General features: G+C 66.8%; 25 protein-coding genes and 1 tRNA gene. 11 read left to right on the top strand and 15 right to left on the bottom strand.

Annotated elements, in window-relative coordinates:
* Positions 1-27 precede the first annotated feature (27 nt).
* Positions 28-903, bottom strand: a complete 876-nt coding sequence (locus AC1DBL_RS14485) for a glycosyltransferase family 2 protein (protein WP_441419126.1) — start codon at positions 901-903, stop codon at positions 28-30.
* A gap of 155 nt (positions 904-1058) precedes the next feature.
* Positions 1059-1997, bottom strand: coding sequence for a hypothetical protein (locus AC1DBL_RS14480; RefSeq protein WP_476917302.1), 939 nt, complete (start codon positions 1995-1997; stop codon positions 1059-1061).
* 154 nt (positions 1998-2151) lie between these two features.
* Here AC1DBL_RS14480 and AC1DBL_RS14475 point away from each other — a divergent pair, with 154 nt between their 5' ends.
* Together AC1DBL_RS14475 and AC1DBL_RS14470 are read left to right on the top strand one after the other, a co-directional pair.
* A complete protein-coding gene (locus AC1DBL_RS14475) occupies positions 2152-2697 on the top strand; it encodes a peptidylprolyl isomerase (protein ID WP_441419124.1) in 546 nt (181 codons plus the stop codon).
* Positions 2698-2705: 8 nt separating this feature from the next.
* Complete coding sequence (locus AC1DBL_RS14470; RefSeq protein ID WP_441419123.1) at positions 2706-3599, top strand: rhomboid family intramembrane serine protease; 894 nt, start codon at positions 2706-2708, stop codon at positions 3597-3599.
* A gap of 1003 nt (positions 3600-4602) precedes the next feature.
* On the opposite strand, the gene AC1DBL_RS14465 is transcribed toward AC1DBL_RS14470, so the two are convergent.
* Together AC1DBL_RS14465 and AC1DBL_RS14460 are read right to left on the bottom strand one after the other, a co-directional pair.
* On the bottom strand, positions 4603-5208 hold the full coding sequence (locus AC1DBL_RS14465) for a DNA-3-methyladenine glycosylase I (RefSeq protein ID WP_441419122.1): 606 nt from the start codon (positions 5206-5208) through the stop codon (positions 4603-4605).
* 129 nt (positions 5209-5337) lie between these two features.
* Entirely contained in the window at positions 5338-5592 is a 255-nt protein-coding gene (locus tag AC1DBL_RS14460; RefSeq protein WP_441419121.1) for a cell division protein CrgA, read from the bottom strand.
* Between the two features lie 180 nt (positions 5593-5772).
* Here AC1DBL_RS14460 and AC1DBL_RS14455 point away from each other — a divergent pair, with 180 nt between their 5' ends.
* The 3 genes from AC1DBL_RS14455 to AC1DBL_RS14445 are packed head-to-tail and all read left to right on the top strand — an operon-like array spanning position 5773 to position 7400.
* Positions 5773-6588: a class E sortase gene (locus AC1DBL_RS14455; protein ID WP_441419180.1), complete on the top strand. Its 816-nt coding sequence runs from the start codon at positions 5773-5775 to the stop codon at positions 6586-6588.
* Between the two features lie 3 nt (positions 6589-6591).
* A complete protein-coding gene (locus AC1DBL_RS14450; protein WP_441419120.1) occupies positions 6592-6762 on the top strand; it encodes a hypothetical protein in 171 nt (56 codons plus the stop codon).
* On the top strand, positions 6759-7400 hold the full coding sequence (locus AC1DBL_RS14445; protein ID WP_441419119.1) for an anthranilate synthase component II: 642 nt from the start codon (positions 6759-6761) through the stop codon (positions 7398-7400). The genes AC1DBL_RS14450 and AC1DBL_RS14445 overlap by 4 nt, the downstream gene beginning before the upstream one ends.
* 13 nt (positions 7401-7413) lie before the next feature.
* Here the strand turns inward: AC1DBL_RS14445 and pknB are convergent, their stop codons facing one another.
* Genes pknB through AC1DBL_RS14410 form a run of 7 tightly spaced genes read right to left on the bottom strand, consistent with a single transcriptional unit; the run spans position 7414 to position 17038 of the window.
* Positions 7414-9399 (bottom strand): Stk1 family PASTA domain-containing Ser/Thr kinase, encoded by a 1986-nt coding sequence (gene pknB / locus AC1DBL_RS14440; RefSeq protein ID WP_441419118.1) that lies wholly within the window; start codon positions 9397-9399, stop codon positions 7414-7416.
* Positions 9400-9405: 6 nt separating this feature from the next.
* A complete protein-coding gene (locus AC1DBL_RS14435; protein WP_441419117.1) occupies positions 9406-11229 on the bottom strand; it encodes a protein kinase domain-containing protein in 1824 nt (607 codons plus the stop codon).
* On the bottom strand, positions 11226-12683 hold the full coding sequence (locus AC1DBL_RS14430; protein WP_476893469.1) for a peptidoglycan D,D-transpeptidase FtsI family protein: 1458 nt from the start codon (positions 12681-12683) through the stop codon (positions 11226-11228). The genes AC1DBL_RS14435 and AC1DBL_RS14430 overlap by 4 nt, the downstream gene beginning before the upstream one ends.
* Complete coding sequence (locus tag AC1DBL_RS14425; protein WP_476893468.1) at positions 12680-14137, bottom strand: FtsW/RodA/SpoVE family cell cycle protein; 1458 nt, start codon at positions 14135-14137, stop codon at positions 12680-12682. Before AC1DBL_RS14425 ends, AC1DBL_RS14430 begins: the two co-directional genes overlap by 4 nt.
* The gene (locus tag AC1DBL_RS14420; RefSeq protein WP_476917297.1) at positions 14134-15813 is read right to left on the bottom strand and encodes a PP2C family protein-serine/threonine phosphatase; all 1680 of its coding nucleotides are present in this window, start codon (positions 15811-15813) and stop codon (positions 14134-14136) included. Before AC1DBL_RS14420 ends, AC1DBL_RS14425 begins: the two co-directional genes overlap by 4 nt.
* Before the next feature lie 2 nt (positions 15814-15815).
* A complete protein-coding gene (locus AC1DBL_RS14415) occupies positions 15816-16298 on the bottom strand; it encodes an FHA domain-containing protein FhaB/FipA (RefSeq protein ID WP_476926363.1) in 483 nt (160 codons plus the stop codon).
* Positions 16295-17038, bottom strand: a complete 744-nt coding sequence (locus AC1DBL_RS14410) for an FhaA domain-containing protein (protein WP_441419113.1) — start codon at positions 17036-17038, stop codon at positions 16295-16297. The genes AC1DBL_RS14415 and AC1DBL_RS14410 overlap by 4 nt, the downstream gene beginning before the upstream one ends.
* A gap of 386 nt (positions 17039-17424) precedes the next feature.
* Between AC1DBL_RS14410 and AC1DBL_RS14405 the strand changes: the two genes are divergently transcribed.
* A tRNA-Leu gene (locus AC1DBL_RS14405) sits at positions 17425-17507 on the top strand.
* Between the two features lie 111 nt (positions 17508-17618).
* Here the strand turns inward: AC1DBL_RS14405 and AC1DBL_RS14400 are convergent.
* A complete protein-coding gene (locus AC1DBL_RS14400; protein WP_476926362.1) occupies positions 17619-18308 on the bottom strand; it encodes a TetR/AcrR family transcriptional regulator in 690 nt (229 codons plus the stop codon).
* A gap of 168 nt (positions 18309-18476) precedes the next feature.
* On the opposite strand from AC1DBL_RS14400, the gene AC1DBL_RS14395 reads away from it, so the two are divergent.
* The 4 genes from AC1DBL_RS14395 (at position 18477) to AC1DBL_RS14380 (ending at position 23000) form a co-directional block, all read left to right on the top strand.
* Entirely contained in the window at positions 18477-19862 is a 1386-nt protein-coding gene (locus tag AC1DBL_RS14395) for a flavin monoamine oxidase family protein (protein WP_476893466.1), read from the top strand.
* Between the two features lie 74 nt (positions 19863-19936).
* Positions 19937-20851, top strand: coding sequence for a universal stress protein (locus AC1DBL_RS14390; RefSeq protein WP_441419110.1), 915 nt, complete (start codon positions 19937-19939; stop codon positions 20849-20851).
* A complete protein-coding gene (locus tag AC1DBL_RS14385; RefSeq protein WP_441419109.1) occupies positions 20848-22377 on the top strand; it encodes an APC family permease in 1530 nt (509 codons plus the stop codon). Before AC1DBL_RS14390 ends, AC1DBL_RS14385 begins: the two co-directional genes overlap by 4 nt.
* 140 nt (positions 22378-22517) lie before the next feature.
* Positions 22518-23000: a pyridoxamine 5'-phosphate oxidase family protein gene (locus AC1DBL_RS14380; RefSeq protein WP_441419108.1), complete on the top strand. Its 483-nt coding sequence runs from the start codon at positions 22518-22520 to the stop codon at positions 22998-23000.
* Positions 23001-23036: 36 nt separating this feature from the next.
* Here AC1DBL_RS14380 and AC1DBL_RS14375 read toward each other — a convergent pair whose 3' ends face one another.
* Positions 23037-23675 (bottom strand): NADPH-dependent F420 reductase, encoded by a 639-nt coding sequence (locus AC1DBL_RS14375; protein WP_476893464.1) that lies wholly within the window; start codon positions 23673-23675, stop codon positions 23037-23039.
* Positions 23672-24289, bottom strand: coding sequence for a hypothetical protein (locus tag AC1DBL_RS14370; protein ID WP_476893463.1), 618 nt, complete (start codon positions 24287-24289; stop codon positions 23672-23674). The genes AC1DBL_RS14375 and AC1DBL_RS14370 overlap by 4 nt, the downstream gene beginning before the upstream one ends.
* Positions 24290-24423: 134 nt before the next feature.
* Between AC1DBL_RS14370 and AC1DBL_RS14365 the strand changes: the two genes are divergently transcribed.
* Entirely contained in the window at positions 24424-24801 is a 378-nt protein-coding gene (locus AC1DBL_RS14365) for a VOC family protein (protein WP_441419105.1), read from the top strand.
* An 86-nt stretch (positions 24802-24887) separates the two neighbouring features.
* On the opposite strand, the gene AC1DBL_RS14360 is transcribed toward AC1DBL_RS14365, so the two are convergent.
* Complete coding sequence (locus AC1DBL_RS14360; RefSeq protein WP_138767873.1) at positions 24888-25292, bottom strand: DUF5997 family protein; 405 nt, start codon at positions 25290-25292, stop codon at positions 24888-24890.
* Between the last annotated feature and the right edge of the window lie 75 nt (positions 25293-25367).

The following is a 25367-nucleotide window of genomic DNA, read 5'->3' as shown; positions in this document are numbered from 1 at the left end:
CGGGTGCGCCGGCGGGCCTTAGGGGCCTTACTGGCCGCCGCGGCGGGCCGGCTGGGCGGTGTTGACGGTGTGGATGGCGCGCAGCAGCTTCGCCGGGAAGTACACCGAGAAGAAGACCACCATGGGCGCTTTCAGAGCCATTTTCTTGACGTTGTGCGCCTTGTAGGTGCGGTCGAAGCGTGTGACGTAGTAACGGTAGTCGCGGGGCGAATCCTCGAGCCGGCGCGCTGACATCCCGGACACCATCTGCGGCCAGTACTGGATCCGCAGCTCGTGGTCGGCAAGGTGAAGGGAGAGATCGATGTCCTCATGCATCTCATCCTTCTCATCGCGGCAGGTCTCCAGCCGAATGGTCTCCCACGCGGAACGGCGCAGGGCCATGTTGGAGCCGAACAGGAAGTGGTACTGGTGTTTGGCCAGCTTGAGCATGAGCTGGCGCATCTTGTCGTCGGCCTTAAGGCCGAAGCGTCGCATTGGCATGTCGTAGTAGACAACGGGCCCGGTGGCGGCATGCACTGACGCGTCCGCGAAGGCCTGCTGGACCTGTTCCACCCAGTCCGGTTCCAGCACCGAGTCGGCGTCGATCCTGCCCAGGACATCCCCGCTGGCGTGGTCCAGGCCGAAGTTCCGGGTCGGGATGAGGCCCTGGTCTGTGTCCTGGCTGAGAAGGATGATCGGGCTCTCCGGGTACTCCAGCTGCATCTGGCGGACGATCTCCGCGGTGCGGTCCTTAGACATGTTGTCCACCACGATGATCTCGTGCGCCGGGACGGACTGGTAGACGGCGGCAATCAGGCACTGCCGGATGACGCTTTCCTCGTTGTACGCCGGAATAACGATGGAGACAGCCGGGGGCTGCTCAGCATCGTGTGGGGCATCCACAGAGGGTTCATCGGGTGACATCCCCCCAAATTTAGCACCTGCACCGTTCTTGCGGCCTGTTGACGGGCATCCCGGGCCGCTAAAGGCAAACCAAAAGGAGGGACCCCGCCGGCGGCGGAACCCCTCCTTGAAGTGCAGTCCTCAGGCTGCCGGCTGGTTCACCGGCAGCCCAGGAGCTACTTGCTCTTGTCGTCGCCGTTCAGGCTCGCTGCGATATTGCGAACCGCGGTCTTGGCGTCGGTCGCAACCTTCGCGGAGGAATCCCCCGACTTGGCTGCAGCGGCGTCAGCGGCATCCGCCGAAGCCTCGGCCGCCTTGTCGGCTGCGGCAACCGTCGCGTCGGCGGCGTCGCTGACGCTTTCCTTCACGGTCTCCTTGACGTCGCTGACCGTAGTGGCCGGAACCGGGGCCGGAGTCACGGGCGTGACCGGGGCCGGCGTCTTCCACGGGTCCTCGATCGGCTTGGATGCCTTCCAGGCGGCGACGCCGGCGGCCACGGCCGCGGCGATGACGCCGAAGATAAGGAAGCCGCGGTGCTTGGGCTTCTGCGGCTTGCCAAGCTCACCGGTGACGGCACGGCTGGCTTCGGCGGCGGCGGCCTTGATCTGCTGGCCGGCGGACTGCGCCTGCCCCTGGATGTTGTGGACAACACCGGAGTCAACCAGCCGCTGTGCCACAGCGTCCACGTGCGCCGGTGCGCCTTCCAGGGTGCGGTGCACGGCGTCGGAGGCGTGGCCGATCTGGTCCGAAAGCTTGGGCAGGTATTCGACGACGACGCGGTCACGGGCGTTGGCGATCACCGGGGTGGCCTTGTCCAGGGCATCGTGCAGCCGGGGGGTGGCGCTTTCGACGGCATCGTGGATCTTCGGCGCCAACTGGGCCAGCCCGTCCTGAATGCGGGGGGTCACAGTGGCCACGCCGTCGGCCAGGTTGTGGGCCGCCGACTTGAGGCCCTCCTGGATCTTGGGAGAAGCGGTGTCCAGGCCCTGCTGCAGACGCGGAACAGCCCAGTCGACTGCTGCTTCGACCCGCGGGCCTGCCCAGTCCTTGGCGTTTTCTACTGCGGTGCTGACTGACTGCTCCAGCTCACGGGCAATACGATCCGTTTTCTTCACAACTACCTCCCGATTAATGTGACGGTTCTGCAGTTAGCCTACGTGTCCGGGACCCCACCGGCTATTCTCAGGCCCGATTTCGGCTGGATTTCACCCAGCGCGGAACTGACTCTGCGGCCCTGTGCGCGAACCCCTGCCGTGGAAGAATAGGGCCATGACTGCCATCGCAACCGCAAAAGCAACCATTCACACGAGCCTGGGCGACATCGTCGTCAACCTCTTCGGTAACCACGCGCCCAAGACCGTCAAGAACTTCGTCGGCCTGGCCACCGGTGAGCAGGCCTGGACCCACCCGGAAACCGGTGAGGACAAGACCGGCACGCCGCTCTACAACGGCACCATCTTCCACCGCATCATCAAGGACTTCATGATCCAGGCCGGCGACCCGCTGGGCCGTGGCGTCGGCGGGCCGGGCTACAAGTTCGACGACGAAATCCACCCGGAGCTGACCTTCAACGAGCCCTACAAGCTGGCCATGGCCAACGCGGGCATCCAGATGGGCCGCGGCACGAACGGATCCCAGTTCTTCATCACCACCATCCCGACCGGCTGGCTGCAGGGCAAGCACAGCATCTTCGGCGAGGTCGCGGACGATGAGTCCAAGAAGGTCGTCGACGCCATCGAAGGTGTCCGCACGGGCATGGGCGACCGCCCGGTCGAGGACGTCGTCATCAACAGCATTGACGTAGAACAGCTCTAGCCCACGCCATGAGCTACGGAATTCCGGCGGCAGAGCCGTCCGCGCAGATCCCGGTGTGCCCCCGGCACCCGGACCGGCCCGCCTACGTGCGGTGCCAGCGGTGCGGGCGCCCTGCGTGCCCCGACTGCCAGCGGGCGGCCGCCGTCGGATTCCAGTGTGTTGACTGTGTCAACGAAACCAAACGTACGACGCCGACGGCCCGCTCGGTCTACGGCGGCGCCGCCGCCCTGGGGAAGCCGCTGGCCACCTTAGGGATCATCGCAGCCTGTGTCCTCGTCTACGTGCTGCAGTGGATAGTTCCCAACGACGGGATCTACCAGAACTTCGCCTTCGCCACGGTCTACGCCAACCCCGCCTACGGCGCCTTCGAACCTTGGCGGATGCTGACCTCGGCCTTCCTTCACTCGCAAGGCTTCATCCTCCACATCGTGCTCAACATGTACATGCTGTGGATGTTCGGCCAGGCGCTGGAACCCCTCCTCGGGCGTGTCCGCTTCCTGGCGCTCTATCTCTTGTCAGCCGTTGGCGGATCCGTAGGCTATCTGCTGCTGACACCGGCCTACGCACCGGGCCAGGCCCTCACCGGCGTTGTCGGTGCCTCCGGCGCCATCTTCGGCCTTTTCGGCGCCATGCTGGTGGTCCAGCGCCACCGCGGCGGCGACACCAGGCAACTATGGGTCCTGATCGCCATCAACGGCGTCATTGGCTTTGTCATCCCCCAGATCGCCTGGCAGGCCCACCTTGGCGGCCTCATCACTGGAGCGCTGAGCGCCGCGGTGATCGCCTACGTTCCGCGGGGCCGTCGCCAAGGGCTCCTTCAGGCCGCCGGACTTGCCGTGGTGCTGTGCCTGCTCGTCGCAGCCACCGCCCTGCACGCCGCGGCCACCTCGCTGCCGGCCTAGGCGACCCGCTCTGCGCTAGGGCCGTGGGTTTCCGCTACGGTTCCGGACGGAGGCGCCCCGGGTCCGGGATGCGCCGGTCCAAAACCGCCGCGCTTTTCCGTAAGCCCTGCCCCCGTATGTTACGCGCCATCTCCGGCGTGAAACTTTTCCACAGGGGTTATCCACATTGTTGGTAACTTACATGCCTGTAGTTCAACCGACGATGCCGGATCTGACCGCCACAGCTGGCAAATCCCGCGCAGCCCACCCGCCACTCTCCACACCTGTGGATAACTTGCTGGGGACCGCCTGTGGTTAAGTGGACAACCTCCGGCCGGACCCAGCGCGCCCGGGGACTCTCCGCGCGGACCCGCCACAACCGTCAGCCCAGGCGGACCCGTCTCCCCCGGCCAGCCCCTGCTCCAGCCGCTGCTGCCGCCGTCAGCCGCCAGGGCCGGAAACACCCTTCCAGGCCCTCCCAGTCCTGCACGCCAGGGGAGCCTAAGCGACTGCGATCGCGGGAGGGGTCCTATTTATCTGATTTATAGGCCGTTATTCACAGGGTTGTTCACATTGTTAATAACTTGATCCTCTGAGTTTCGCCGTGGAAAACGCGCCATTCCGGGCTTTTCCGGGGCTGCCGGGCGACGGCCAGCGGCCACTTATCCCCAGCTGTGGATAAGTTGTGGGTAGCGGCCTGTTATTAAGTGGACAAGTATCCCAAGGCACACCCGATGCAACCCGGTGCACAGAGTGGAGAGCTGGGCGACGGCGCAACCGGCCTGGCAATGGGTCGAAGGCGGCCACACTCGGCTCCGACTGCGGTTATCCACAGACCGTCCACAGTGTTAATAACTTACAGGTCTGTGATTCAGCGGAGGGACCGGGTCTCTATCCCCTGATTTGGGTGCGCGGGCGGGCCAGCGCGGACCGTTTTCCCCGGGCCGCGATCCGCCCGGGGTATCAACAGGCTGTGGATAACTTTGGGCTGCTTGTGCACAGCTGTGGACCCGGTGGGCTGCGACTAGCGGAGCCAGACGCCCGAGGTGCCGCGCCGGTGGCTGTCGAGCAGATGGGTGTCGACCATCCCGATGGCCTCCATCAGGGCGTACATCGTGGTGGGGCCGACAAACACGAAGCCGCGCTTGCGCAGGGCCTTGGACAACGCGACCGACTCCGGGGAGCTCGTGGGAATCTCTGTCAGGGCCGTCGGCTCCGGGGTGCTGTCAGGCTGGAAGCCCCAGACGAAGTCCACCAGCCCCCCGTCGTCCCTGAGGTCCACAGTGGCCTGGGCATTGGTGATCGTTGCCCGGATCTTGAGCCGGTTGCGGACAATGCCGGCGTCCTGCAGCAGGCGCTCGACGTCGTCCTCGGTAAAGGCGGCCACTGTCTCAGGGTGGAAGTCGGCGAACGCGGCGCGGAAGGCGGGGCGCTTGCGGAGGATCGTCGCCCAGGACAGGCCGGCCTGGAACGCCTCGAGGCTGATCCGTTCGTAGAGCCCCTGTTCGTCCCGGACCGGGAGCCCCCACTCGCTGTCGTAGTAGTCGCGCAGGAGCGGGTCTGTGGCTGCCCAGGCCGGCCGGGTCAATCCATCGTCGCCGATGATGCAGCCACTGACGTCGGGGGTCATCTGGAATCCTTTGCTGGAGAGTTTGCCTTCCAGCATTATCGCCCGACCAGCCGACGCTAACGGCGCGGGCTTAACGCAGCAGGCCGGCACACTCTGTGTGCCGGCCTGCTGCGAAGGGGAATGCGGGGTTCAGGAACGCCAACGCGTGGTCATCAGGAAGCCGACGATGGCGATGCCGAATCCGGCGACGATGTTCCACGACGCCCACTCCCTGACCGGGAGGGTGCCTTCGCTGATGTAGAAGGTGATGATCCACAGCAGTCCGATGATCATCAGGCCGAACATCACCGGCTTGAACCAGACGGGGTTGGGCTTATAGGCCTGCGTCGCAGAAGTCTGCTGCGCGACGCTGGCAGTCCTCTTTCGCGGCTTCGACTCGGGCACGGGTCCTCCTTGGCGGGCTGGATGAGGAGCGGGTGCCTCGGCTTGATATCCTGCAAGAAAAGGAACAGCCGGCGGTCAACGCGCTCTTGGTGGAGTTTGAAATCCTAATCGCAGCCAATTCTAGCTGTAGTTAAGGCCACACTCCGCCCGCTGCGAACGCCCAGAGGAGAGGCCACGGTGCTGCAGGAGAAGGCGGAATCCCTGGCCGCGCCTGCGCGGGGCGGCGGCGAAGTTCCGCGGAGCGCGGTGTCCCGCGCCCTTCAAGTTGCCGGGGAGTTGCTCCTGACGGCAGGGGTGGTCCTGCTGCTGTTTGTCGCCTGGCAGCTTTGGTGGACCAACCTCGACGCCGATGCCCGGCAACGCGAGGTCGTCAAGGATTTCGCGCGGGAGCTAAACGGACCGGGCGCCCCCCGGCCCAGTGGCGCGAGCACCGGCGTGGACGGTTCGGCCGGCCCTGCCTCCGCCGGCCCGGGTCCAGCCCCTGTCGCTTCCGAGCCGGCAGCCGGCACTACGATCGGCGTCGTTTACGTGCCGCGCTTCGGCGCCGGGTACACGCGGCCCGTCGTGCAGGGAACCACGCCCGAGGTACTGGACTCGCTGGGGCTCGGACACTACGACGGCACCGCGATGCCCGGCGCGGCGGGAAACTTTGCGCTGGCGGGGCACCGGCAGACCCATGGAGCTGTCCTGGACAATATCGACTCCTTGGTCCCGGGCGACAGGATCTACGTGCAGACCCGGGAGGGCTACTACGTCTACCGGTTCCGCAACAGCGAGATCGTTCTGCCTTCCGCCACGGACGTCCTGCTGCCTGTCCCGGCGCAGCCCTCGGCCAAACCGACGGAAAGCTACCTCACCATGACCAGCTGCAACCCGCGCTTCGGTTCGCAGGAGCGGATCATCGCCTATTCCCTGCTGGAGCGCTGGCAGCCCGCTTCCGCGGGGCCACCGGCCGAAATAGCAGCCCAGGTGGCCCGCACCCTCGGGGAGGGTTAGACGATGTACGGATGGATCTTCCGCGGGCTTCCCGGACCGCTATGGCTGCGTATCGTCACATCGCTGGTGTTGCTGGCCGGCGTGCTGGTATTGATGGTTCAGTTCCTTTTTCCCTGGATGGCGCAATTCAGCCCGTTCACTGATTCGACGATTGGCTTAGCAAGGCACCCATGAGCACAACCAAAATCTTGGTCGTAGACAACTACGACAGCTTTGTCTACACCCTGGTCGGCTACCTCCAGGAGCTCGGCGCGGAGACAACCGTGGTCCGCAACGACGACGTGACGCTTGCCGAGGCGATCGAGATGGCCGAAGCCCGCGACGGCGTCCTGGTCTCGCCCGGACCCGGTGCGCCGGCCGACGCAGGTGTCTGCATCGAGCTGATCAAGTGGTGCGGCAGCCACAACAAGCCCATGCTGGGCGTCTGCCTCGGACACCAGGCGCTGGCGGAGGCCTACGGCGGGCGCGTTACGCACGCCCCCGAACTGATGCACGGCAAGACCTCGCTCGTCGAACACCACGGGACCAGCGTCTTCAGCGGCCTGCCGTCGCCGTTCACGGCGACGCGGTATCACTCCCTCGCCGCCGTGCGGGAAAGCATCCCGGAGATCCTGGAGATCACCGCTGAGACGGCCACCGGCGTCGTGATGGGACTGCAGCACCGCGCGGCACCGCTCTGCGGCGTCCAGTTCCACCCCGAGTCGGTGCTCACCGAGGGCGGCTACCTGATGCTCGGGAACTGGCTTGAGTCACTGGGCATGGCGGGGGCCGCGGCGCGGGCCGCGGCCCTGAGCCCGCTCATCCAGCACTGAACCCGGCGCGCTGCTAGGCGCCGGGCCCCAGCAGCTTGCCGACGCCTTCCGTGACGTCCGTCTGGGTCGGCGAAGGTGTGGGCGAAGGGGTCGGCGTCGGCGGGGGCGGAGGCGGCGGGGCCTTTGCCACGGTTACGGTAATCGCCTTGCCCTGCTCGACGGCGGCTTGCGCGGCGTCGCTTTGCGCCGTCACCTTGCCCGGCTGGACCTGCGTGTTTTCGACTTCCTTGATGATGGCGAGGAGGCCGACTTTCTTCAGTGCAGCCTGCGCCTCCGCCTTCGGAAGGCCGATGAGCTGCGGCACCGCAACCTTGCCGGTGGACACGATGAGTTCCACCGTGCTGTCCACGGCCACGGTCTGCGCCGGCGCCGGGTTGGTCGTGATGACGATGCCCGCCGGCACATTGGGGCTGTTGTCCAGGGTGGTTTTCGGGGCACCGGTCAGCCCTATCCGGCGCAGCTCGTCCCGGGCATCCGCCTCGGTCCGGCCCGGCAGGTCCGCGGGGATGGTGATCACACTGGGGCCCTCGGAGATATTGAGGGTGATCTCGGAATTGCTTTCCAGCGAGCTCCCGGCCGTGGGCACGGTGCCGACGGCGATGCCCTTGGGGACGGTCTCGTGCTGGATGCGCTTCAACTGGGGCTTGAGCCCGGCGTTGTAGAGCCTTTGCAGCGCCTCGGATTCGGTCAGCGACGTCACCGCGGGGACGTCCACCTTGGCTATGGGCGCAGGCCGCTGGTTGACCATGTTGTAGAGCCACAGGCCGCCTCCGGCCAATACCAGCAGCGTGAAGATCAGCAGCGTCGCCGTCCACATCCGGCGGCGGGACTTTTGCCGGGGGGTGGGTTCGCGTTCGGCCGGAAGGCTCAGCTCGAGACTGTCGGTGTCGGGGTGACCGTGCGGGGCCGAGCCGGACTGGGCGAGTGCCTCGTCCTCCGCGGCGGTCTGTTGCGGCGTGATGCGGCCGGAAGGGACGTCATCGAGGAACTTGGCCCCGGTCAAGGCGAAGGCGGCCGTGGGCGGCGCCTGCTCCGTGCCCGCGACCGTGTTGTTCGGGTCTGTCGGCGCCTCACTGGCCGGCAGGGCCGCCACGGCGACGCCGCTGCGGGCCGCCCGGAGCGCGCGCCGGAATGCAGCCGCGTCCTGGAACCGGTCGGCCCGGTTCTTTTGCAGGGCTTTGGCCAGCACGCTGTCCAGCGCCGCGGAAACCTCAGGGTTCAGGCTGCTGGCCGGTTCCGGAATCTCACGCACATGCTGGTAAGCGACCGAGACCGGGCTGTCGCCGACGAACGGCGGGCGTCCGGTCAGCATCTCGTAGAGCAGGCAACCGGCCGAGTACAGGTCGCTGCGCGCGTCGACTGTTTCGCCGCGTGCCTGTTCGGGAGAGAGGTACTGGGCCGTTCCCACCACGGCCTGCGTCTGCGTCATGGTCGCAGAGGAGTCGGCCATGGCGCGGGCAATCCCGAAGTCCATCACCTTCACGCTGTTCGAATCCGGGCAGAACATGACGTTGGCCGGTTTGATGTCGCGGTGCACGATCCCGGCCTTGTGGCTGTAATCGAGGGCGGCCAAAACCCCCAGCGAGAAGTCTATGGCCTGGTCGATCGTGACTTCCTTGGCCCTGATCAGGTCGCGGATGGTCTTGCCCGAGACGTACTCCATCACGATGTACGGCACCCGCACGGTGTCGTCGTGGCCACCGGGGACGGCATGGTCCCCGGTGTCGAAGACGGCGACGATGGAAGGGTGGTTCAGCGCCGCGACGGCCTGGGCCTCACGCTTGAACCGGGCCTGGAACTGCGGGTCCCGCGCCAGGTCCGGGCGGAGCAGCTTGATGGCCACGGTTCGTCCCAGCCGGGTATCAATCCCGCGGAACACGTCTGCCATCCCGCCGCGGCCAATCAGCTCACCCAGCTCATAGCGCCCGCTGAGGACGCGCTGGGCCGACGCCGGGCTGCTGTCCTCCCGGTGCGATGGAGTGCGGGGTGAAGTGGACACGGGCGCCTACTTGGTGGTGCTGACGCTCGGCGAGGGAGAGTCCGAGACGGGCGCCGGCGCGGTGGCAAGGTGATAGGTGACCACGGAACCGGCGGGGACCTTCTCGCCTGATCCCGGCTCGGAACTGACAAAGGTGCCCTCCTGCTGCGTTCCGTCGCCTTCGACCGGAGCACCCTTCTGCCAGCGCAGCCCGGCCCCCTCGATCGCGCGCTGGACGGCTGCCTCGCTGGCCCCCGTTTCCAGCGTCGGAACGGTAACCTTCTCCGGTCCCTTGGAGTAGCTCACCGTGATGGTTTCACCCGGCTGTACGGGGCCGGAGGGATCGATGTCGATCACCGTGTCGGGGGCGGAGGGGTCCGCGATGGGGTTGCCCTTGACCTGAAGGCCCAGGCCGTTCAGCTCCGCCCGGACATCGTTATAGGGGCGGCCCTTGTATGCATCCGGAATCAGGTTGATGGCGGCCGGCGTCGACTCGGTTGGCGTGGCCGAGCTGCTGGAGGGGCTGGGGCTCGGGCTCTTGGACGTCGGCGCGGCGCTTGTCGTACTGGCCTTGGCGCTGGAGCTGGTGGCGGCCGGGGACGAGGGGAACAGGATCCCGGCCTGCGACAGGACCACTCCCACCAAGGCAAACAGAACGAGCAGGATCAGGGCGATCAGCGGCCAGGTCCAGGGGCTGCGGCCTTTCCGCCGTGGCTCTTCCTCTTCCGGTTCGTAGCCGTCATAGTCCTCTTCCTCAGGTATCCAGCTGCGTTCCGCGGCCAGCGCATCCGCGCGGGACAGGGCACTGCGTGCGCCGTGTCCGCTTGCCGCGGCGGCCCCGGCCGCCAGCCCGGCTGCGGCACCCGCGCCGGCGGCGCCGATCACCGGCAGCGCCGACGTCGACTTGTCCTCAGCCGCGCTGGCGCCGATGACACCCGTCGCTGCGGTGGGGACGTTCACCGGTGCGGTAATGGGGCCGGTGGCTGCTTCGAAGAGGAGCATGCCCGGAACGGCCGCGTGCGCGGCCGCGATGTCGCCGTTGCGGATGGCATCGGACGCTTCGGCGAGCTTGATCGCATCGGCCGGGCGATTCTTGGGGTCCTTGGCCAGCATCGACATCAGGAGCGCGCGGACCGGCCTGGGCAGGCTGTCCGGCAATGGCGGCGGGGCGTCGTTGACCTGGGCCAGCGCAATCGCAATCTGGGATTCGCCGGAGAACGGACGGTGCCCCGTGAGGCATTCGTAGCCGATCACGCCGAGCGAGTAGATGTCGGAGGCGCCGGTCGCGGTCTGCCCGGTGGCCTGTTCCGGGGCGAGGTACTGGGCCGTGCCCATCACCTGGCCCGTCTGCGTCAGCGGAACCTGGTCGGCCAGCCGCGCGATGCCGAAGTCGGTGACCTTGACCCGGCCGTCCGGGGTGATGAGCAGGTTGCCTGGCTTGATGTCCCGGTGCACCAGGCCCTGGGCGTGGGCGACGGACAAGGCCCGTGCCGTCTGGGAGATCATCGACAGGGTGCGGTCCGGTGAGAGCACCTGCTCATGCTCGATGATGCTGCTGAGCGGCTGTCCGGGAACGAGTTCCATGACGAGATAGGCGGAGCCTTCTTCCTCGCCGTAGTCAAAAACGTTGGCGATGCCCACGTGGTTCAGCAGGGCGGTGTGCCGCGCTTCGGCCCGGAAACGCTGGAGGAAACCCGGGTCGCCGGTGTATTCCTCCTTGAGGACCTTGATCGCGACGATCCGGCCAAGGATCAGGTCCTTGGCCTTCCAGACTTCTCCCATGCCGCCGATCGCAATGCGTGTGGTCAGCTGGAATCTGCCGCCGAGGGTGATTCCCGATGTAGGCCTCACTTATTCAACACCGCCTCAAAAATCTTCTTCGCGTTCGGACTGGTTAGATTTGCGCCGGTGGTGATGTCCACGCCCTGCATGACAATCGTGACGGCCACTTGCGGGTCATTCGCCGGGGCGAACCCGGTAAACCATGAATTGTTCAGGCCCGTGCCGAGCTCGGCCGTGCCGGTCTTGCCTGCCACCTCGACGCCGGGCACCGCGGCGCCGCGGGCGATGCCTTCGCTGACGACGCTGGTCATCCATTCGCTGATCTGGCGGGCGATTTCCGGGCTCGTGGAGGTCCGGAGTGCCTCGGGCTTGGGCTCGTTGAGAATCCGCAGATCGGGGGACCGCAGGGCCTTGATCAGGTTGGGCTTCATCTGAACGCCGCCGTTCGCGATGGCCGCGGTCATCATGTTGATCTGCAGCGGCGTGGCACGGACATCCCGCTGGCCGATGGCCGACTGCGCCAGCCCGGCGTCGTCCAGCGGCTCGCTCGGGAAAGTGCTCTTTGCCATCTGGAGCTTCAGCTGGTCGCCGAAGTCCTGCCCGAAGCCGAACTTGCTGGCTTGTTCTTCGATCGCCTTCTGGCCCAGGTCGATAGCGATGCTGGCGAACGGGGTGTTGCAGGACTGCTGGAGGGCGAACGCGAACGAGGCGGTGTTCCGGGTGTAGCAGTTGCCGCCGGCGTAGTTCGGCAGCTTGTACTGGATCCCCGGGAACGGCATCTCGGCCGGGTTGGGCAGCACGCTGTCCTTGTTGTACTTGCCGGAACCCAGGGCCGCCGCCGTGTCGATGATCTTGAAAACGGACCCCGGAGCCAGCAGCGCGCCGGTGGGACCGCTCACTGACTGGTTCAGGTTGATGCCCGGGATCTTGTTCAGCTTGGTGATGTTCGCCGCTTCGGCGTCGGAATCCTGGGTGGCCACCAGATTGGGGTCATACGAGGGCTTGGACACCATGGCCAGGATCGCACCGGTCTTCGGGTTGGACACCACGATCGATCCGCGCTGGCCCTCGGGGATCAGGTCATAGGCAAGCTTCTGGATTTTCGGATCCAGGGTCAGCTCGACTGAGGCGCCCTTGGGCTGGTTGCCGAGGAACAGCTGGCCGACCCGGTCCAGGAACAACTGGTCCGAGCTGCCGGCGAGCTGTTCGTTCATGGCCAGTTCCATGCCCGTCAGGCCGTAGTTCTTCGAAAAATAGCCGGTGATGCCGGCGTAGAGCTCCGGCTGCGCGTAGCTGCGCTGGAACTGGCAGCTCTCGCTGCCCGCCACGGACTGCGCCACCGGCTTGCCGCCGACGATGATGGCACCGCGGTCGTTGCAGTAGTTCTGCAGCAAGGTGCGCTTGTTCCACGCGTTGGCTTTGAGTTCATCGGCGCCCACCACCTGGACATAGCTGAGCGCACCGAAGATCAGCGCGAACATCGCGATCGCGGCGATCCAGGAGTTGCGAATGGCCTGGTTCACGGGAGTTTCACCGCCTCGGTGGGAGCGTCTGGACTGGTGCTGGTGCCGCGGGCCGGTGCCGTGGCAGGCTTCGGCGGCATGGCCGGAGTCTCATTCTGCAGCCCAGGATCCTGGCCCGGCGGGAGGGGCGTGGTGTCCACCGGCCCGCGTGCGGTGTGCGAGATCATCAGCAGCAGGCCAACGATGATCCAGTTCGCCAGCAGGGAGGAGCCGCCGGCCGCCAGGAAAGGCGTCGTCAGGCCGGTCAGCGGGATCAGGCGCGTGACGCCGCCGATCACCACGAAGCACTGCAGGGCGATGGCGAAGGACAATCCGGTGGCGAGCAGTTTGCCGAACGCGTCCCGGGTTCCGAGCGCGGCGCGGAAACCGCGGGTGAAGAGCAGCAGATACATCAGCACGATCGCAAAGACGCCGATCAGCCCGAGTTCCTCGCCGAAGGAGGCGACGATCATGTCGCTGTTGGCGAACGGGACGAGGTTGGGGCGGCCCTGGCCGAGGCCGGTGCCGACGAGGCCGCCGTTGGCCATGCCGAAGAGCCCTTCGACGATCTGCCGGCTGCCGCCGAATTCCCGCCCGTAGACCTCCTCGGTGAACGCATTGAGCCAGCCGTCGATCCGCAGTGCCACGTGCGAGAAGACCTTGGACGCCACGAAGCCGCCGGCCACCATCAGGACGACGCCGATGATCACCCAGCTGATCCTGCTGGTGGCGACGTAGATCATCACCAGGAACAGGCCGAAGAACAGGATCGAGGTGCCGAGGTCGCGCTGGAAGATCAGCACGCCAATGCTGACCAGCCAGGCGGTGATCATGGGGCCCATGTCCTTGAACCGGGGGAACTGAAGGGGCCCGATCTTGCGTCCGGCCAGCAGGATGAGGTCCCGGTTGGAGGAAAGGTAGCCGGCGAAGAAGATGGCAAGGGTGATCTTCGCTATTTCGCCGGGCTGGAAGGTCATGGACCCGAGTTTGATCCAGACACTCGCGCCCAGAACCTCGCCGGCGGAGATCCCCGGGACCAGCGGCAGGATCAGCAGCACCGCGCTGACCGCGAGGGAAATGTACGTGAAGCGGCGCAGGATCCGGTGGTCCTTCAGGAACCAGATGACGGCGATGGCCACGGCCATCGCCACCAGGGTCCAGCGCAGCTGGTTATTGCCGGTGTCTTCCCCGACGCGGTCGAGGCGGTGGATCATTGCCAGGCCAAGGCCGTTAAGCGCGACGACCAGGGGAAGTATTACCGGATCGGCGTATTTTGCGCGGATGCGGAGCACCAGATGGAAGGCCAGCGCCGCGGCCGTGAGCAGGCCGGACTGGAACCAGAAATCGGTGTCGAAGGCCTTCTGCCGGTCGACGCCGACGAGGGCGTTGGCACCGATCCCCACCGCGAGGGCAAGGACCAGCAGCACCAGCTCGGCGTTGCGGCGCGGCTTGGGCGTGGGATCGATCGGCGTCATTTGCCCCCCTCGCAGTAACTCGGCGACGGCGAGGGCGTCGGGGTCGGGGAAGCCGATTTGGAACGGGCGGCCGCGCCGGATGTGGCCCGCCCGGTCGCGCTGGCGCTCGGCGTGGGGGAGGGGGTCAGGCACTCGTCGGCCGGCGCCGTCGTGCCGGTGCGCTCAAGGTTCTTGACGATCCGTTGCGCGTCGTAGAGGTCCCGCGCGGGAACGGTCTGGCGTACACGCTGCTGCGAGAACTCTGGCAGGTCAGACATCCGGATATCGGTCACCGTCTCGAGGGTGGAAAGCGGAATGGGGCCCAAGCGCTGGGAAACCCCGTTGAAAATGGCAACTCGCTGATCGTGCTCCCCGATGTAGTACCGGGTCTGCGTCCAGGCGTAACCAAGCCAGAGGCCGATACCCAGCACGGCCACGATCGCCGCGGCGATGGAGATTGTCAGCCAGCGCCGGCGCCTGACCGGCGGTTTGTACTCGTCGGCGTCTTCCCTGTCCGGCTCCGCCTTGTGCGTTAACACCGTTGCGGCCCGGCGGGCCACCGTGCGGCCAGCGATGGAGGGGATGGAGCCGGAGGCCGCGGCGGAGGCCGCCGCGCCGACGAGTTCATGCGGACGGGTTGAGAGTTCCTCACGCAGGACTTCGGCGGACAGGTGCTCGCCGAGATGCGGATCGGTGGAGGGCTCTGGCTCCTTGGCCGGGCCGGCGGCCTCCTCCGGGGTTTTGTCTGATCTGCCGGCCGAGTAGTCGTCTTTGGCGTTCTCGGAAGCCTTGCCGGCATAGGTGCTGCCGGCACTGCCGGCCGGTGGTGCGGCCGGTGGTGCGGTCTTCGATGCCAGTGCTGTCGCGGCGACAATTGCCGGGACGACCTGGACGGCGGCGGTGTTCACGTCGTCCGGCGTCTGTTCCGCGATGTCCACCATGACGACTGTCACGTTGTCCGGGGAGCCGGCCTCCAGGGTGAGGTCAACAAGCTTTTCGGCGCACTCGCGCAGGCTCTTGGTCTCCCGGACCGTGCGCTCAACGACGTGGCCGGCAACGTAGTTCAGCCCGTCGGAGCAGAGCAGCCAGCGTTCCCCGGGTTCGACGTCGAGGACGTCCAGATCGAGTTCCGGGCTGGCGTCGACGTCGCCGAGGACACGCATGAGCACGTTCTTGTGCGGGTGCGTCTCGGCCTCTTCGGGGCGCAGCCGGCCCTCGTCGATGAGCCGCTGGACGAAGGTGTGGTCCACGCTGACCTGCTCGAACTTGCCGTTGCGCAGCCGGTAGGCGCGCGAATCGCCGATGTGCGCGAAGTGGAGCTTGCCCCCGGCCAGCAGCAGCGCGGTCACGGTGGTCCCCATGCCGGCGAGTTTCGGGTTCATGTGGACCAGCTCGGAGAGGAGCGAGTTGGCGGTCTGGATCTCGTCAGCCAGGACGGTGTCGGCCTCGCCGGCCTCCGCGTCGTAGTCATCGCGGTCCAAATGGATCATGTCCAGGACGGTGGCGGCGGATGCCACGTCACCGCCGGCGTGCCCGCCCATGCCGTCCGCGACGACGGCGAGGTGGCGGCCGACGTAGGCGGAGTCATCGTTTTTCGCGCGCACGCGGCCGACGTCGGAGCGCGCGGCGTAGCGCATGATGAGCGGCCGCTTCAGGGCAGTTGCTGCCTTGTCTGCGGGGGATTCGGGGGCAGCCATGGCTACGGCCTCAATTCAATGACCGTCTTGCCGATTCTCACGGGGACACCCAGCTCCACCGGAAGTGCCCGGGTCAGCTCTTGATCTGCCAGATACGTGCCGTTGGTGGAACCGAGGTCCTCGATGAACCAGCGGCTGCCCTGCGGGAACAGGCGTGCGTGCCGGCCGGAGGCGTAGTCGTCCTCCAGGACCAGGGTGGCTTCCTGTGCCCGGCCCAGCAGGATGGGGCTCCCGGCCAACGGAAGGGTGGTGCCTTTCAGCGGGCCTTCGGTGACGACGAGCTGGCGGGCCTGCTGCTTCACCGGGGCCGGGGCAGGTTCGGCCAGTGCAGGGTTCCGGCGCACCTGCCGTGCGGTGGGGGCACCGGCGGCGGCTTTGCGGCCGATCATGAGGTCGCGGCGCATGGCTGAGACGATGCTGAAGATGAGCACCCAGAGCAGGATCAGGAAACCAAAGCGCAGGGCGGTGATGGTCAGTTCACTCACGGGCGGCCGCCCGGGTTGGCGGGCATCAGGCGGAAAATGATTTTGGTCCGTCCCATCGTGATCGTGGCGCCGTCGGTGAGTTCCGAACTGCCCACCACTTTGTGGCCGTTCACGTAGCTGCCGTTCGTTGAGCCCAGGTCGATGGCCTGCGCTGCGCCCTGGCCGGTACGGATCTCCAGGTGTCGGCGCGACACTCCAGTGTCGTCGATCAGGATGTCCGCTTCGGAGGAGCGGCCCAGGACCACCGAGGGTGCATTCAGCGAATACCGCTGGCCGTCGATGTCAAGCACCGGCTGGAGGCGGCCGGGCTGCCGGGTCGGGGCTGCGGGCATGGTGCCCTGGCCGCCGGGCTGGGCGGGGGCTCCACCGGCCTTTTCGGTCCGGGACGTGATTTCGAAATCGCCGGCCCGGCGGTCCTCGTCGCGGCGGAAGCTGATCCGCACCGGACCCTGGAGGGTGTATCCCTGGCTGCGGACGTGGTTGATGACGACGTCGCACAGTTCTTCCGCGAGCGGGGTTCCCCACTCCTGGGCCCGCTGGAAATCGTCGCCGCTGAGCAGGACATCGAAAACGTTGGGTGCAAGGGTGCGTCCCGCGGCGACGGTGAGGGCCTTGTTGTCCACTTCGCGGCGGAGGTGGCTGGCGATCTCGACCGGCTCAACCTGGGCGCGGGAACCGGTGGAGAAGACTCCGCGGACGGCCTTTTCGATGCCGCGCTCGACTTTGTCCAGCAAGCCCATGGTCCTTCTCCTTTCCTGGCAGCTGCGGGGCAGCGTTTGTTCCGGAACTCGGTTTCCAACATTCGCAGGAGTCCGCCGTAACCGGGCACTCCTACATCAGATACTACTGGGCAAGGCTGGGAATGGCCTTAATGCGGCCCGCCGCTGCGGTCGGGATATTTGCGTCTGACCGGCCCTGACGTGCGCGGATGTCCGGGAGCCCACTGCGGGTGGGCTGGCGCCGCGGGGGACTGGGCAGGCGGGTTCCGGGTGCCTTCGTTGCGGCGGTTTGGCGCCCCCGGAGTCCCGATTGGTGTTTTCCCGCAGTTGTCCGTTATGCTTGATCTCGCTGCTTTTACGAGGTTGCTGGTCCGGATTCCGGGCCTCTGCCGGGTGAAAGAAGTTGCGCGCGAGTGGCGGAACGGCAGACGCGCTGGCTTCAGGTGCCAGTGTCCGAAAGGGCGTGGGGGTTCAAATCCCCCCTCGCGCACGCAAATGAAAGAACCCCGGTCTTCGGACCGGGGTTCTTTTTTGTTTGATGCCGCGTCTCAGTCAGATTCCGGGCTTCGTTGGGCCGCCCGGCCGGTCCGGCGCCACCGTCCTACCCCCGCAGCGCCCCGAAGCCCTCGATCAGCGCTTCGAGTCCCAGGCCGAAGGCCACGTCCGCCTGGTTCGCGTAGCCCTGCTCGCCCAGGCTGGCGACGGCGGCGGAGAAGTTCGGCGTCTCGGCCGCCAGGCTGCCGGAATCAAAGATGTCCGCCGGTGCCGTCACGTCGTAGGCGGAACCGAAGATGAAGGACTCCAGGGCCACGATTGCCGAGATGATGCGTTCCTGCGGGAACCCTGCCCGGCGGAACCCCGCGCTGACGGCCTCGTACATGGCGAGGGTCTTCGGGGCGTCGGCCACCGGAAGCACCGCAATAACCGGGATCAGCGGGGTGTGCCGCGAGAAGACGTCGCGGTAGCTCCAGGCCCAATCGCGCACCGCCTGGTCCCAAGGCTCGGTCTCGAAGGCCGACACGTCCACGAATGACGTCAGGTGGTCCTGGATGAGGACCAGCACCTCCCGTTTTGAGGACACGTGGTTGTACAGCGCCGACGGCGCCACGTTCAGCGAGCGGGCCAGGGCTGCCATGGTGAAGCCGTCGTAGCCGCTTTTGCGCACCAGTTGCAGGCCGGCCGCGGTGATGCCGTCCTGGTCGAGGACGGCCGAGGGGGGCCTGCCCACCCGGCGGCGCGGTTTGGCGTCGGGTCGGTGCGGATCCGCGGTGGCGCTTTTGGCTGCCGGCATTGCGGGCCTTTCTACTGGGCTGTCCTCTGGACTATTCCACGGATTATTCCACCGGATGCGATCTTGCGCCGGGGTCTTCCCTCTTTCCAACGTTACCGCTATAGTCGTACTAAATGAATGGCATTCATTTAGTGGTTCGCATCACTTCGCGGCCACAGAGAGGACATCATGCTGGAACTTGACCGCGACGTCGTCATCGTTGGAGCCGGGCCGGCCGGGCTGACCGCAGCACGGGAGCTGCAGAAGGCCGGCCTGAGCGTTGCCGTGCTGGAAGCCCGCGACCGGGTGGGCGGCCGCACCTGGACGGACACGATTGACGGCGCCATGCTGGAGATCGGCGGACAGTGGGTTTCGCCGGACCAGACGGCGCTGCTTGAGCTCCTCGATGAGCTCGGCCTGAAGACCTACGACCGCTACCGTGACGGCCAGTCCGTCTACATCGGTGCCGACGGCAAGCGCACGCTGTACACCGGGGACTCCTTCCCGGTCAGTGACACCACTGCCGCTGAGATGGACAAACTGACCGCGCTGCTGGACTCGCTCGCCGCGGAAATCGGCGCCACCGAGCCGTGGGCGCACCCCAAGGCCCGTGAACTGGACACCATCTCCTTCCACCACTGGCTGCGCCAGAACTCCTCCGACGAGGAAGCCTGCAACAACATCGGCCTGTTCATCGCCGGCGGCATGCTGACCAAGCCCGCGCACGCTTTCTCCGCCCTGCAGGCCGTCCTGATGGCGGCTTCGGCGGGTTCCTTCACCCACCTCACCGATGAGGACTTCATCCTGGACAAGCGCGTCGTCGGCGGCATGCAGCAGGTCTCGCTGCTGCAGGCGGCGGAACTGGGCGACGACGTCGTCCTCTCCAGCCCGGTGCGCACGATCAACTGGGAGGAGAGTGGCACCGGACACCGGGTGACCGTGGTGTCGGACCGCGCCACCGTGAACGCCCGCTTCGTGGTCATGGCTGTGCCGCCGAACCTCTACTCCCGGGTCTCCTACAACCCGCCGCTGCCCCGCCGCCAGCACCAGATGCACCAGCACCAGTCCCTCGGCCTGGTCATCAAGGTGCACGCCGTCTACAGCACCCCGTTCTGGCGCGAGGACGGACTGTCCGGCACCTGCTTCGGGGCGGACGCGCTGGTCCAGGAGGTCTACGACAACACCAACCACGAGGACCCCCGCGGCACCCTGGTGGGCTTCGTCTCGGACGAAAAGGCCGACGCCATGTTCGAGCTCAGCGCGGCGGAGCGACGCCGCGCCATCCTTGAATCAATCGCCGGCTTCCTGGGCGAGAAGGCCCTCGAGCCGGAGGTCTACTACGAGTCCGACTGGGGTTCGGAGGAATGGACCCGAGGCGCCTACGCCGCCAGTTATGACCTGGGCGGCCTGCACCGCTACGGCAAGGACCAGCACGCGCCGGTGGGTCCGATCTACTGGGCTTCCTCCGACCTCGCGGCCGAGGGGTACCAGCACGTGGACGGCGCAGTGCGGATGGGGCGCCGGATAGCCGCCCGGATCACCGCCGCGGCCGACCGCATGCCGGCCGCCCGCTAGCCCCCGAATAGCACGTCCCTTCAAATCAATCCTTGTCCCAGAACCCTATCCAAGAAGTCAGAGAGGTCGGCCAGATGCGTTACGTAGTGGGGTATTCCGCCAATGCCAGAGGCCGTGATGCCGTCAATCTGGCCGTCTCCCTGGCCCGCGGCCGTGGAGCGAGCCTGGACCTGGTGGTGGCCATCCCGGATGCCGGAGTGTTCAACGCGGCCCACGCGCCCGCCGCGGGCTATGACAGCTACCTGCACCAGCAGGCGGGGGAATGGCTCGACGAAGCCCTCTCCCTCATCCCGGCGGACGTCCCCGCCAAGGCCCATGTGCGCAGCGGGGAATCCGACGCACAGACCCTCATCGAGGCCTGCGACGAGTTCCAGGCCGACATGCTTATCATCGGGGCCACCAGCAGCGGGCTGTTCAAGCGCTTCACCGTCGGCTCCGTGGCCAGTGCGCTGCTGCACGCTGCAACGGTCCCGGTGGCCCTGGCTCCGCACGGCTACCACCGCCGGGACGCGCTTACCCGCGTCAGCTGCGGGCTCGGCAGCCGTGCCGGCGCCGAGAAGCTGCTGGATTTCGCCGTCTCCATGGCAGTGAACCGGGAGGTGCCGTTGCGCGTCGTGTCGCTGCTGACCCTGGATGCCGGTGACTCGGACGAGGCGGCAGATGCCGCCCGCGAGTACGCCAACAAGCACCTCGCGGCGGCCCTCCCGGCCGATTCGTCGGGCGCCGCGCCGGCCGCGAAGGCCGACGTCGTGGTGGCCCAGGGCCGCAGCGTCGAAGAGGCCGTGGACCGGCTGGACTGGGAAGACGGCGAGATCCTGCTGATCGGATCAAGCCGCCTCGCCCGGAGCCGCTCCATCTTCCTGGGCAGCACGGCCAACCGCATCCTGCGCGCCCTGCCGGTGCCGATGATCGTGGTCCCCAGCGACTACGAGCTCAAGCACCAGAACCAATCACCGTCGATTGACACCTCCCGAGAGGCACAAGCATGAGCACTGAACACGCGACCGCCAAGGCCGCAGCACACAGCAAGCAGGACCACGGCCTGAGCGAGAAGGGACTGAAGGCCGGATCGGTGGGGCTGATTGGCGCCGTCGTCATCGGCGTCTCCTGCATCGCACCGGCGTACACCCTGACCGCGGCCCTGGGCCCGACGGTTTCCGAGGTCGGCGTCCACCTTCCGGCGATCTTCCTGGTGGGCTTCCTTCCCATGCTGCTGGTGGCCTTCGGGTACCGCGAACTGAACAACGCCATGCCCGACGCCGGCACCTCGTTCACCTGGGCCTCGCGGGCTTTCGGCCCGTGGATCGGCTGGATGGGCGGCTGGGGGCTGATCGCGGCGACCATCATCGTGCTGTCCAATCTGGCCGCCGTCGCCGTGGACTTCTTCTACCTCATGCTGGCCCAGCTTTTCGGCAACCCGGAGCTGGCGGACCTGACCACCAACCTGCCGCTCAACATCGCCACGACGCTGGTCTTCATTGCCCTGGCGTGCTGGATTTCCTACCGGGGCATGGAAACCACCAAGACCGTCCAGTACGTCCTGGTCGCCTTCCAGCTGCTCGTGCTGGGCTGGTTCGCCGTTGCGGCCTTCAGCCACGTGGCGAACGGCACGGCTTTTGACGCCACCGCCATCGCGCCGGACTGGTTCAACCCCTTCGCCGTCGAATCCTTCTCCGCCTTCGCGGCCGGCGTCTCGCTGTCCATCTTCATCTACTGGGGCTGGGACGTCACCCTGACCATGAACGAGGAGACCCGGAACCCGGAGAAGACCCCGGGCCGCGCGGCCACCGTGACGGTGCTGGTCATCGTGATCATCTACATGACCGTCGCGCTGTCCACCCTGGCCTTCGCCGGCGTCGGGACCGAGGGCCTCGGCACCGGCAACCCGGAGAACCAGGGCAGTATCTTCGCCGTCCTCGCCGGACCCGTGATGGGCCCCTTCGCGATCCTGATGTCACTGGCCATCCTGAGCAGCTCGGCCGCATCGCTGCAGTCCACCTTCGTTTCCCCGGCCCGCACCCTCCTGTCGATGGGCCACTACAAGGCGCTGCCGCACAAATTCGGCAAGATCAGCCCCAGCTACAAGTCCCCGAGCTACGCCACCATCGCCTCGGCCGTGGCCGCCGCCGTGTTCTACGTCGTCACCCGGACCCTTTCCGAAAATGCGCTGTGGGACACCATCACGGCCCTCGGCATGATGATCTGCTTCTACTACGGCATCACCGCCCTGGCCTGCGTCTGGTTCTTCCGCGCCCAGGCCTTCAGCGGAGCGCACTCCTTCTTCTTCAAGTTCCTCGCTCCGCTGCTGGGCGGCGTCATCCTGCTGGTGATGTTCTTCAAGACCGCCTACGACTCGATGGACCCGGAGTACGGCTCCGGTTCATCCGTCGGCGGCCTGGGCCTGGTGTTCATCCTCGGGATGGGCGTCATCCTGCTGGGTGCGGTGCTCATGCTGGTGATGGCCAAACTCCGCCCCGAGTTCTTCAAGGGACAGGTCCTGACCCGCGGCAACTGACCAGAAGTAAGCCGGAATCCGGACAGTCGAAGGTCCTCCTTCCACCAGCCCTGCGTGTGCGCCTTGAAAAGTAAGCACACTTATCAATAGGCTGGCGGCAGGAGGACCTTCCTCCGTTGGATCAAGGACGAGGTGAGCGCATGTCGGACGCACAGGACATCAGCAAGGTGACGGACATCATTAACGATTCGCGGATCGGGATGTTCACCACTATCAACGAGCAGGGCGCCCTTGTCAGCCGCCCGCTGGCCGTCCAGGACGTCCAGGACGACGGCGACATGTGGTTCTTCACCTCGGAGGGCACCTCGCAGGTGGCACACGTCAAGGCCAACCCCGCGGTCAATGTGTCCTTCGGCAAGGGCACCGAGTGGGTGTCGGTGGCCGGTACGGCGGAAGTGGTCACGGACCGGCAGGCCATCCGCGACCGGTGGAACCAGGCTGTCGAGGCATGGTTCCCGGACGGGCCGGACACCCCCGAGGTGGTACTGCTGCGCGTGGACTCCGATTCGGCCGAGTACTGGACCAGCCCGGGCGGAACGGCCGCGACTGTGCTGCAGTGGGTGAAGTCGAAGGTCACCAACAGCCGGATGAGCGTCGGCGAAAGCGGTACGGTCGAACTCTAGGCCGGCCCGGCCGGCGGCGCTGCTCAGCCGATCATCTCAGTCGATGATCTTGAGCGCCGTCCCCCAATTGAAGGATTCATAGGCCGGGTTCAGCTGCAGGCCGATCACCAGCAGCTGCATCCCCTCCAGTTCGCGGGCGTGCCGCAACGCCCCGACCTGGAGGGGCCGGAGTCCTGCCGCGGCGACAAAGGCCGCCACCTCATTGCGGGCCGCCTCTGAGTCGGAGGCGATAAAGACATCCAGCGCCATGCCCTTCGCCGAGCCCTCCGCCAAGGTGCCCGCGAACGTCGTGTTGAAGGCCTTCACCACCCGGGCTCCGGGCAGCAGCCGGGCGATCTCTTCCGCCGCCGAGGTCCCCGGTTCCACCTCCAGCGAGTCCCCGGTTTCCATATTGACCGGGTTGCTGATCTCGATCACCGTCTTGCCGCTGAGCGTGTCGCCGTAGTGGGTTGCGACTTCCTTGGCCGGTTCGAAGTAGAGGGCCAGGACCACAATGTCGCCCTCGGGCACATCGCCGAGGCCGCCCGACGTCGTAGCCGGACCCAGCTCCGCCGCAAGCTTGGCGGCGTTGTCCGGACTCCGGTCCAGGACCTGGACGGAGCGTCCGGCCGCGACCGCCCTCAGGCCAATCGCCCGGGCCATGTTGCCGCTGCCGATAATCGTGACGTCAGTCATCGTGCCCCTTCAGTGGAAACCCGCAACGCGCCGGCGGCGCGCTCTGCCTCCGCCAGTGCCTGTTCCAGCCGGTCGACGGCGGTGCTGTAGCCGCCGGGTGCCTGGCCGTCCGGGCCGGATCCGTGGCGTAGCCGTTCGGCCGCCTTCATCGCCTTCAGCATCGCGGCGGTTTCCGGCCGGGCCGGATCGCTCATGGCCGGGAAATCGATGCAGAATGCGGGATCCAGTTCGTAGCGCTGCCACCGTGCGAGGACCGCGCGGTGCCGGATGGCCGCGGCTGCATCGGCGGCTGCGGCGCCCCGGGCGGTACGCCTTGCTTCCTGCCAGCGGAACAGCCTAGGCGTCCAGCGGTAGCTGGCAGCAGCCGTCATAACGGCCACGGCTGCGAGCATGAGCCCGGTCCACGGGGAAACCAGCGATGGCAGGAGCACAGCGGGGGCGACGATCGCGATCCCTGCGAAACCGTCCCAGAACACAGCGTCCGGTAGCCCGCCGTCGGACGTCCGGTGCTTCCGGACGAGGTAGACCGTGCCGGCCACCGCGGCCGCGACGAGGAAGGCAAGGGACGCGAACTGCCACGCCCCCAGCGGGGCGGAGCCTGATAGTGACGGCATGGCGCACCTCCTGCGGAACCCGTCCCGGGCGGGTGCAGTTCCGCTGCTTCCATTGGAATCCATCCCGCGCAGGCCGTCAATGGCCGGTTCCCACGCGGTTCCCACCGGGGTGCGTCCCGGGTAGCCTAGGGCCCATGCGACTGAAGATGTGCAGTATCCACGTCAAGGACCCGGCGGCGGCCCACGAGTTCTATACCGGAATCCTGGGGTTCGAAACGCTCATGGCGCTGCCGGAACAGAACCTTTACATCATCAAGGACCCCGGCGGCGGAGAGTCCGCCGGGCTGTTGCTGGAGCCCAGCGACAACCCTATCGGCGCCGCATACATGAATGCGGTTCACGACGCCGGTCTGCCCGCGATCGTGCTCGGCGTACCGGACGTGCGGGCGGAGTACGAGCGGCTGACGGCCAAGGGTGTCATCTTCCAGGCGGAACCTTCAGACGGACCCTGGGGTACGAGCGTGGTGCTCGACGACGGCTGCGGGAACTACGTCCAGCTGCACCAGGACTAAGCGACGGCAGCGCCGTTTCGACGGTTGTCTGCCGGCAGCGCGGTTAGCGGCGTCGAGTGGGCGCGGAACCGTCGAAACGGCAGCGGCTACTCGGCCTTGGCGCGGGCCTTCTTGGCGTCCTTCTTGGCAGCCTCGTCCTTGACGCGCTGGGCTTCGGCGCGGACCGCGGCGTGGGTGGCGCGCTCGGCGACCAGCCAGGCCGGGGGGGCCTGCAGCAGCGCGGTGATTTCCGCCGTCGTCAGCGCCTCCTCGACGCCGCCGCGGGCGAGGCCGCTGATGGAGACGTTGAGCTTCTGCGCGACAACCGGGCGCGGGTGCGGACCGGTGCGGCGCAGTTCGGCGAGCCACTCCGGCGGATTGGCCTGGAGCTCGGCGAAATCAGCGCGGGTGATAACCGAATCCTGGAACTCCTGGGGTGTAGCGGGCAGGTAGATGCCAAGCTTCTTGGCAACGGTGGCCGGCTTCATGGACTGGGAGTTTGCAGAGGTCATGCTTCAAGGGTATCCGGCGGGGCGCCCGCAGGGCACCAACGCAGCATCAAAGCAGGACCAAAGCGGCACCAATGC

It is taken from the genome of Arthrobacter sp. 10T44 (assembly GCF_056393885.1).
The sequence above is the reverse complement of the archived record's forward strand: the minus strand, read 5'-3'. Positions and strand labels throughout refer to the sequence as shown.